This is a genomic window from Vibrio sp. D173a, from assembly GCF_030248475.1.
On sequence record NZ_JAHGAH010000190.1, the window covers coordinates 1 to 7,181 of the forward strand.

The 7,181-nt window shown below is 46.8% G+C and carries 6 protein-coding genes; 5 read left to right on the forward strand and 1 reads right to left on the reverse strand.

What is annotated here, in order from left to right; translation table 11 throughout:
- The coding region (gene hmpA, locus KIV40_RS18615) for an NO-inducible flavohemoprotein (protein WP_285350698.1) at positions 1–1,193 on the reverse strand (1,193 nt) is incomplete at its 3' end.
- A gap of 111 nt (positions 1,194–1,304) precedes the next feature.
- Here hmpA and nsrR point away from each other — a divergent pair.
- From nsrR to trpS, 5 genes are all read left to right on the forward strand, one after another.
- On the forward strand, positions 1,305–1,730 hold the full coding sequence (gene nsrR, locus KIV40_RS18620; protein WP_005432776.1) for a nitric oxide-sensing transcriptional repressor NsrR: 426 nt from the start codon (positions 1,305–1,307) through the stop codon (positions 1,728–1,730).
- 117 nt (positions 1,731–1,847) lie between these two features.
- Positions 1,848–4,340 carry a ribonuclease R gene (rnr, locus tag KIV40_RS18625; RefSeq protein WP_285350699.1) on the forward strand — a complete coding sequence of 831 codons (2,493 nt, stop codon included), beginning with the start codon at positions 1,848–1,850 and terminating at the stop codon, positions 4,338–4,340.
- A gap of 76 nt (positions 4,341–4,416) precedes the next feature.
- Positions 4,417–5,160, forward strand: a complete 744-nt coding sequence (gene rlmB, locus KIV40_RS18630; RefSeq protein ID WP_012126469.1) for a 23S rRNA (guanosine(2251)-2'-O)-methyltransferase RlmB — start codon at positions 4,417–4,419, stop codon at positions 5,158–5,160.
- Positions 5,161–5,285: 125 nt separating this feature from the next.
- The gene (locus tag KIV40_RS18635; RefSeq protein WP_012126468.1) at positions 5,286–5,972 is read left to right on the forward strand and encodes a phosphoglycolate phosphatase; all 687 of its coding nucleotides are present in this window, start codon (positions 5,286–5,288) and stop codon (positions 5,970–5,972) included.
- A 115-nt stretch (positions 5,973–6,087) separates the two neighbouring features.
- On the forward strand, positions 6,088–7,125 hold the full coding sequence (gene trpS / locus KIV40_RS18640; protein WP_005432761.1) for a tryptophan--tRNA ligase: 1,038 nt from the start codon (positions 6,088–6,090) through the stop codon (positions 7,123–7,125).
- Positions 7,126–7,181 lie beyond the last annotated feature (56 nt).

Consider the following 7,181-nt stretch of genomic DNA (forward strand, 5'->3'; position numbering starts at 1 on the left):
TTCATGGGGCGCATACCTTTGTGTGGGCCGAAGCATTCGTAGTGGAATTGGTCTTGCGCTACACCAAGCTCAAGCAACTGCTTCGCGACGTGCTGCATAAAGCCAACAGGGCCACAGAAGTAGACTTGCACGTTGTCTTGCTTAAGGGCGGCTTCAATTTCCTTCAGGTTTACAAAACCACTGAAGTGGAAATCTTCACCCATCTTGTCATCTGCTGTTGGTTGGTTGTACCACACTAGCGAGTTCATGTTTTCTTTTGCATTCACAAGCTGGTTTACGTGCTGTTTGAATGCGTGCTGTTGACCGTTTTCTGCTGCATGCACCCAGGTTAATGACGCTTGGTGCTCAGAAAGGCTCTCAAGCATTGATAGAGTCGGAGTTAGACCAACGCCCGCTGACACTAAAACAACTGGTGTAGAAGCATCTACGTCCATAAAGAAGTCACCTGCCGGTGCTGCGAGCTGCACTTTGTCGCCGATGTTCAGATCATCGTGCAGGAAGTTAGACACTTTGCCGCCTTGTTCGCGTTTTACAGAGATACGGTAACTGTTCTCTTGAACTGCAGAGGATAGGCTGTATTGGCGAATCTCTTGGTTTTCAAACTTATCGCTGTTGATGTAGATACCTAGGTATTGCCCCGGTTTGTACTCAGAAACCATTTCACCATCGGTTGGTTTGAAAACAAAGCTACAGATGTTTTCACTTTCAAGCTGCTTGCCCACCAACTCAAATTCGCGCAGCCCACGCCAGCCACCTTGAAGTGCGGCATTCTCTTGGTAGATTTGCTCTTCACGTTGAATGAACACGTTCGCAAGCACGCCATAAGCTTCTGCCCATGCATCAATCACTTCCTGACCCGGAGATAACAATTCGTCGATCGTCGCCAGTAGATGTGTGCCAACGATTTGGTACTGATCTTTAGTGATCATAAAACTGGTGTGCTTGTGGGCGATCTTCTCTACTGCACCAAGCAGTGCTGGAAGGTTATCGATGTTGGCTGCATAAGCACAGATTGCATTAAATAGAGCTTCACGTTGGTCACCATTACGCTGGTTACTCATGTTGAAAATGTCTTTTAACTCAGGGTTATGGGTAAACATGCGATCATAAAAATGTGCCGTTAGTTTCGGGCCAGTTTCAGCGATAATAGGGGCGGTTACTTTCACGATATCAATGGTTTGGTTGCTGAGCATAATGGATTCCTATTTAAAGTTGTATTTGTAATGCATGTTTAAAGTTGTATCTCAAATGTATCTTTTGATCAAGAAAAGAATTACAATTTTGCTATTAGAGAGGATAGCAATATGCAGTTAACCAGCTTTACCGACTACGCGCTCAGAACCTTAATCTACTTGGCATCATTGCCAAAAGATGAGCTAACAAATATTACCGAAGTGACTGATTTATTTGGTGTATCACGTAACCATATGGTGAAAGTGATCAACCGTCTTGGACAGCTTGGTTATGTACATACAGTGCGCGGTAAAAATGGTGGCATTCGTTTAATGAAAGCACCGCAAGAAATCACAGTCGGTGGTGTGGTGCGTGATTTAGAGCCATTAGATTTGGTGAATTGCTCTGTTGAATTCTGCCATATCACGCCGGCATGTCGTCTAAAAGAAAAGTTAGCGAAAGCGAAATTGGCCTTTCTTGCAGAACTGGATGACTGCACGATTGAGGAGCTACTGAGCGATAATTCAGAACTGCTGATCTTACTTGCTCGTCCTTAGCCTTCTTAACGCTTTATAAATCTTCTTACTGACACTCTTTTTTAAAGCAATTTCTGTAGCTTATCGAGAGACTCGGATATACTAGCTCTATACCTTCCTTGCTAGATAGGCGTGCCTATGTCAGACAACATTCCAAACGATCCTTTCGCAGATCGTGAATCCAAAAATTACGAAAATCCAATCCCAAGCCGAGAGTTCATTCTTGAGTTTCTAGAAGAAGCAGGCGTACCGATGAATCGCAATGATTTGTTCGAAGCGCTGAAACTTAAAGGTGAAGAGCAGTACGAAGGTTTGCGTCGTCGACTGCGCGCAATGGAGCGTGATGGTCAGCTTGTGTTTACGCGCCGTCAGTGCTACGCGTTACCAGAAAAACTCGAGATGGTGAAAGGTTACGTAATTGGCCACAAAGATGGCCATGGTTGGGTTCGTCCTGAAGGCAGTGTCGGCAAGGATAATGACATTGTACTGCCGCATCACCAGATGAAGCACATCATCCACGGTGACTACGTGCTGGTGCAACCAACTGACAACAGCAAGCGTGGTCGTCGTGAAGGTCGTCTTGTACGTGTTTTAGAAGAACGTAATACGCAGATTGTGGGTCGTTTCTTCCTTGAATACGGCTACTCATACGTTGTGCCTGATGACTCTCGTATTAGCCAAGATATTTTGATCCCAAATGAGCACAAAGCGGGTGCTCGTATGGGTAACGTGGTCGTGATTGAGATTACTGATCGCGGCTCTCGCTCACGTGGCATGATGGGTAAAGTGGTTGAAGTCCTTGGCGAAAACATGGCGCCGGGCATGGAAACGCAAATTGCAATTCGTACCCACCAAATTCCACACGATTGGCCAGAAGCGGTTGATAAGCAAATTGAAAACCTGGGCGAAGAAGTTCCAGAAGAAGCGAAAGTAGGTCGTGTCGACCTGCGTGACTTACCGTTGGTGACCATCGATGGTGAAGACGCGCGTGACTTCGATGACGCCGTTTACTGTGAGAAGAAAAAGAGTGGCGGTTGGTGCTTATGGGTTGCGATTGCTGACGTAAGTTACTACGTACGTACAGACTCTGCGCTGGATAAAGAAGCCATCAACCGTGGTAACTCGGTGTACTTCCCATCTCAAGTGGTGCCAATGCTACCTGAAGTGCTATCAAACGGTTTGTGTTCACTTAACCCACAGGTTGATCGCTTGTGTATGGTGTGTGAGATGACCATCTCTGACACTGGTAAGCTGTCAGGCTACAAACACTACGAAGCCGTGATGAATTCGCACGCTCGTCTGACTTACAACAAAGTGGGCGCGATTCTAGAAGGGGATGAAGAACTACGTATGCGTTATCACGCTGTCGTTCCTCACCTTGAAGAGCTGCACGCGATGTACAAAATACTTAAAGAAGCGCGTGATAACCGTGGTGCGATCGAATTCGAAACCGTTGAAGCTAAGTTTATCTTCAACTCGGATCGTAAGATTGAAAGCATCGAGCCAGTGATTCGTAACGACGCACATAAGATCATCGAAGAATGTATGATCCTCGCGAACATCGCTTCAGCGTCTTATGTTGAGAAAGCGAAAGAACCAGCGTTGTACCGTGTTCACGAATCTCCGGGTGAACTGCGTCTGCAAGGTTTCCGTGACTTCCTAAGTGAGTTAGGTCTGGATCTGAAAGGTGGTCTAGAGCCATCACCAACCGACTATGCCGATTTGGTAAAACAAATCGCAGAACGTCAGGACAAAGAGCTGATTCAAACCATGTTGCTGCGCTCAATGAAGCAAGCGGTCTACAACGCAGACAATGCAGGCCACTTTGGTCTAGCGCTGAAACGTTACGCGCACTTCACGTCGCCAATTCGTCGCTACCCAGACTTGCTGCTTCACCGCGCAATCAAATATCTGATTGCTAAAGAAGAAGGCCGTAACCAAGATCGTTGGACACCAACCGGCGGTTACCACTACTCGTTTGACGACATGGACTTCTACGGTGAGCAATGTTCAATGACAGAGCGTCGTGCAGACGACGCAACTCGTGAAGTGGCTGATTGGTTAAAGTGTGAATACATGCAAGACCATGTTGGCGACGAGTTGGATGGTGTTATTGCCAACGTGACCAGCTTTGGTTTCTTTGTTCGTCTAACTGAGCTGCATATTGATGGTTTGGTACACATTTCGACGTTAGCGAACGACTACTACCAATTTGATCCTATTGGTCAAAGACTTATCGGTGAAAGCTTCGGTAACATCTATCGCCTAGGCGATGCGGTGAAAGTAAAAGTGCTTGCGGTTAACTTAAATGACAAGCAAATTGACTTTGAATTAATCGAAACAAGCCGTAAGCTACGCGGCAAAGGTAAGACTGCGAAGAAACGCGCAGCGGATGCCAAACGTAAAGCGAAAGAGAAAAAACGTGCGGCAACAAAAGGCGGCACTCGTGCAACACCTGCGATTGAACCAACCAAGCGACCAGAGCCTGCCGTAGCAGAAAAGCCTCGCCCAAATGGAGCAAAACGCAGTGACACTGAAGGCGCTAAAAAGCCGAAAGTGAAAAAAGCACGCAAGAAAAAGCCACACAGTAAGCCGAAGAAGACTAAGCGTACTAAGAGTGACGCAGAGTAGGCTGAATCGCCAATCTAGTCTGGATTTAAACGGGTAGATTGGTGCAGGCAATACGACCAGAACAACAGGTTAAACAATGAGTAACGAATTTATCTACGGCCTTCACGCAGTGAAGGCGGTATTGGAACGCGAACCAGAGCGTTTTATCGAAGCGTATGTTTTAAAGGGTCGTCAAGACGATCGCCTAATGCCAATCCTGAACGATCTTCAGGTTTGTGGTGTTTCGATTCAACAAATGACACGTAAAACGCTGGACGACAAAGCGAACGGTGCTAACCACCAAGGCATCATTGCTCGTGTTAAAGCGGCGAAACAGCTTAATGAAAATGACATCGATGGCATCCTAGCGCAGCACGAATCACCGCTACTATTGGTATTGGACGGCGTGACGGATCCGCACAACCTAGGTGCTTGCCTACGTAATGCAGACGCAGCTGGCGCAGCGGCGATCATCGTACCGAAAGATCGTTCTGCACCGATGAACGCAACCGTAAGCAAAGTCGCTTGTGGCGCGGCTGAAGTCGTGCCATTGATCCGAGTGACTAACTTGGCTCGTACTATGCGTACACTGCAAGAGCAAGGCATTTGGTTTGTGGGCACGGCGGGCGAAGCAACGCACGACATCTACCAAGCAAAACTGACGGGTCCTCTTGCTATCGTAATGGGTGCAGAAGGTGACGGCATGCGTCGTCTGACTCGCGAAACCTGTGACGATTTGATTAAGATCCCAATGGCAGGTAGCGTTTCAAGTTTGAACGTATCTGTGGCATCAGGTATTTGTTTGTTTGAAGCGGTTCGTCAGCGTATTGCAGCAAAGTAATTGCTAGACAAACTTCTAATAAACAAATGGTTACTGCAAAGTCAGACACAATGATAAAAACAAAGGATGGGGGGCCATCCTTTGTCGTTTTCACCGATTTATAAATAAAAATCTTCAGGGAAGTTATGACTCAACAAGACATTAAATTCATTGCCTTTGACCTAGACGGTACTTTGCTTGATAGCGTACCGGATCTAGCGGTTGCGGCAGACCAAGCCGTTCAAGCACTTGGTTTTCCTTCTGTTTCAGAAGAGCAAGTCCGTGATTATGTGGGCAACGGCGCAGACGTGTTGATCGGTCGTGCATTGAGCCAGAGCTTAACCATCAACCCAGATCTGAATGCAGAGCTTCGTACTAAAGCACGTGTACTGTTTGATGACTACTATGATCAAAGCGGTCACAAACTAAGCCACCTTTACCCAACGGTAAAAGAGACACTGGAAGAGTTACACAAAGCCGGCTTTGTTATGGCATTGGTAACCAACAAGCCTTCGAAGTTTGTGCCTGATGTTTTAGAAAAGCACGACATCGCAAAATACTTTGTTGATGTGCTAGGTGGCGATGCGTTCCCAGAGAAAAAACCAAACCCAATCGCACTGAACTGGTTGATGGAAAAGCACCAAATCCAACCAAGTGAAATGCTGATGGTCGGTGACTCGAAGAACGACATTCTTGCAGCGAAGAACGCAGGTTGCGCCTCATTTGGTCTGACTTATGGTTACAACCATGGCGAGCCAATTTCAGCGTCAAATCCAGATTTCGTCGCTGACAGTTTGGCAGAATTATTGGACGTTGTAGCGGTTTCTGCATAACGGCTACAAAAGAGCTTCCAAAATACTCGTTAATGAGTACACTGAGTAAACCGTGCGCCTATCGCTGCACGGTTTTTTCATTTAATTAGATTAAGAAGTCAAAGGAATCATTCTAATGAGCAAACCCATTGTATTGAGTGGTGTTCAACCTTCAGGTGAACTAAGTATCGGTAACTACTTGGGTGCTCTACGTCAATGGCAGCAGATGCAAGACGATTATGATTGCCAATACTGTGTGGTAGACCTTCACGCGATTACGGTTCGTCAGGACCCTAAAGCGCTGCATGAAGCGACTCTAGACGCACTGGCGATCTGTCTGGCAGTTGGTGTTGACCCGAAGAAGAGCACGCTATTTGTTCAGTCACACGTACCAGAGCATGCTCAACTTGGTTGGCTTCTTAACTGTTACACCCAGATGGGTGAACTGGGTCGTATGACGCAGTTTAAAGACAAATCTGCACGTTACTCAAACGACAGCTCAAGCCAGTTTGGTGATGTAAACGTTGGTCTGTTTGACTATCCAGTACTGATGGCGGCAGACATCCTGCTTTACGGCGCACACCAAGTGCCTGTAGGTAGCGACCAGAAGCAACACCTAGAGCTAGCGCGTGATATTGCTAACCGCTTCAACAACATCTACTCACCAGAGCAGCCAATCTTCCAAGTGCCAGAGCCTTACATTCCGACGGTAAACGCGCGTGTAATGAGCCTTCAAGACGCAACCAAGAAGATGTCTAAATCTGATGACAACCGTAAGAACGTTATCACGTTGTTGGAAGAGCCTAAGTCGATCATTAAGAAGATCAACAAAGCGCAAACCGACACAGAAACGCCACCGCGTATCGCTCACGATTGGGACAACAAGGCAGGTATCTCTAACCTAATGGGTCTGTACTCTGCGGCAACAGGCATGAGCTTTGAAGAGATTGAAGCGAAATACCAAGGCGTTGAAATGTACGGTCCATTCAAAAAAGACGTTGGTGAAGCTCTAGTTACTATGCTTGAGCCTATTCAAGCTGAATACCACCGTATCCGTGCTGACCGCGCTTACATGAACGAAGTGATGAAGCAAGGCGCTGAGAAAGCATCGGCACGTGCGGCTGAAACGTTGAAGAAAGCGTACGAAGCAGTAGGTTTTGTTGCTCGCCCATAGTTGCTAAAGAACATTCAGAATTGAAAAGCTCCACCATTGGTGGTAATGCCGATCAG

Coding starts and splice junctions, on each gene's coding strand:
- nsrR (WP_005432776.1), top strand. CDS start 1,305: ATGCAGTTAACCAGCTTTACCGACTACGCGCTCAGAACCTTAATCTAC.
- rnr (WP_285350699.1), top strand. CDS start 1,848: ATGTCAGACAACATTCCAAACGATCCTTTCGCAGATCGTGAATCCAAA.
- rlmB (WP_012126469.1), top strand. CDS start 4,417: ATGAGTAACGAATTTATCTACGGCCTTCACGCAGTGAAGGCGGTATTG.
- KIV40_RS18635 (WP_012126468.1), top strand. CDS start 5,286: ATGACTCAACAAGACATTAAATTCATTGCCTTTGACCTAGACGGTACT.
- trpS (WP_005432761.1), top strand. CDS start 6,088: ATGAGCAAACCCATTGTATTGAGTGGTGTTCAACCTTCAGGTGAACTA.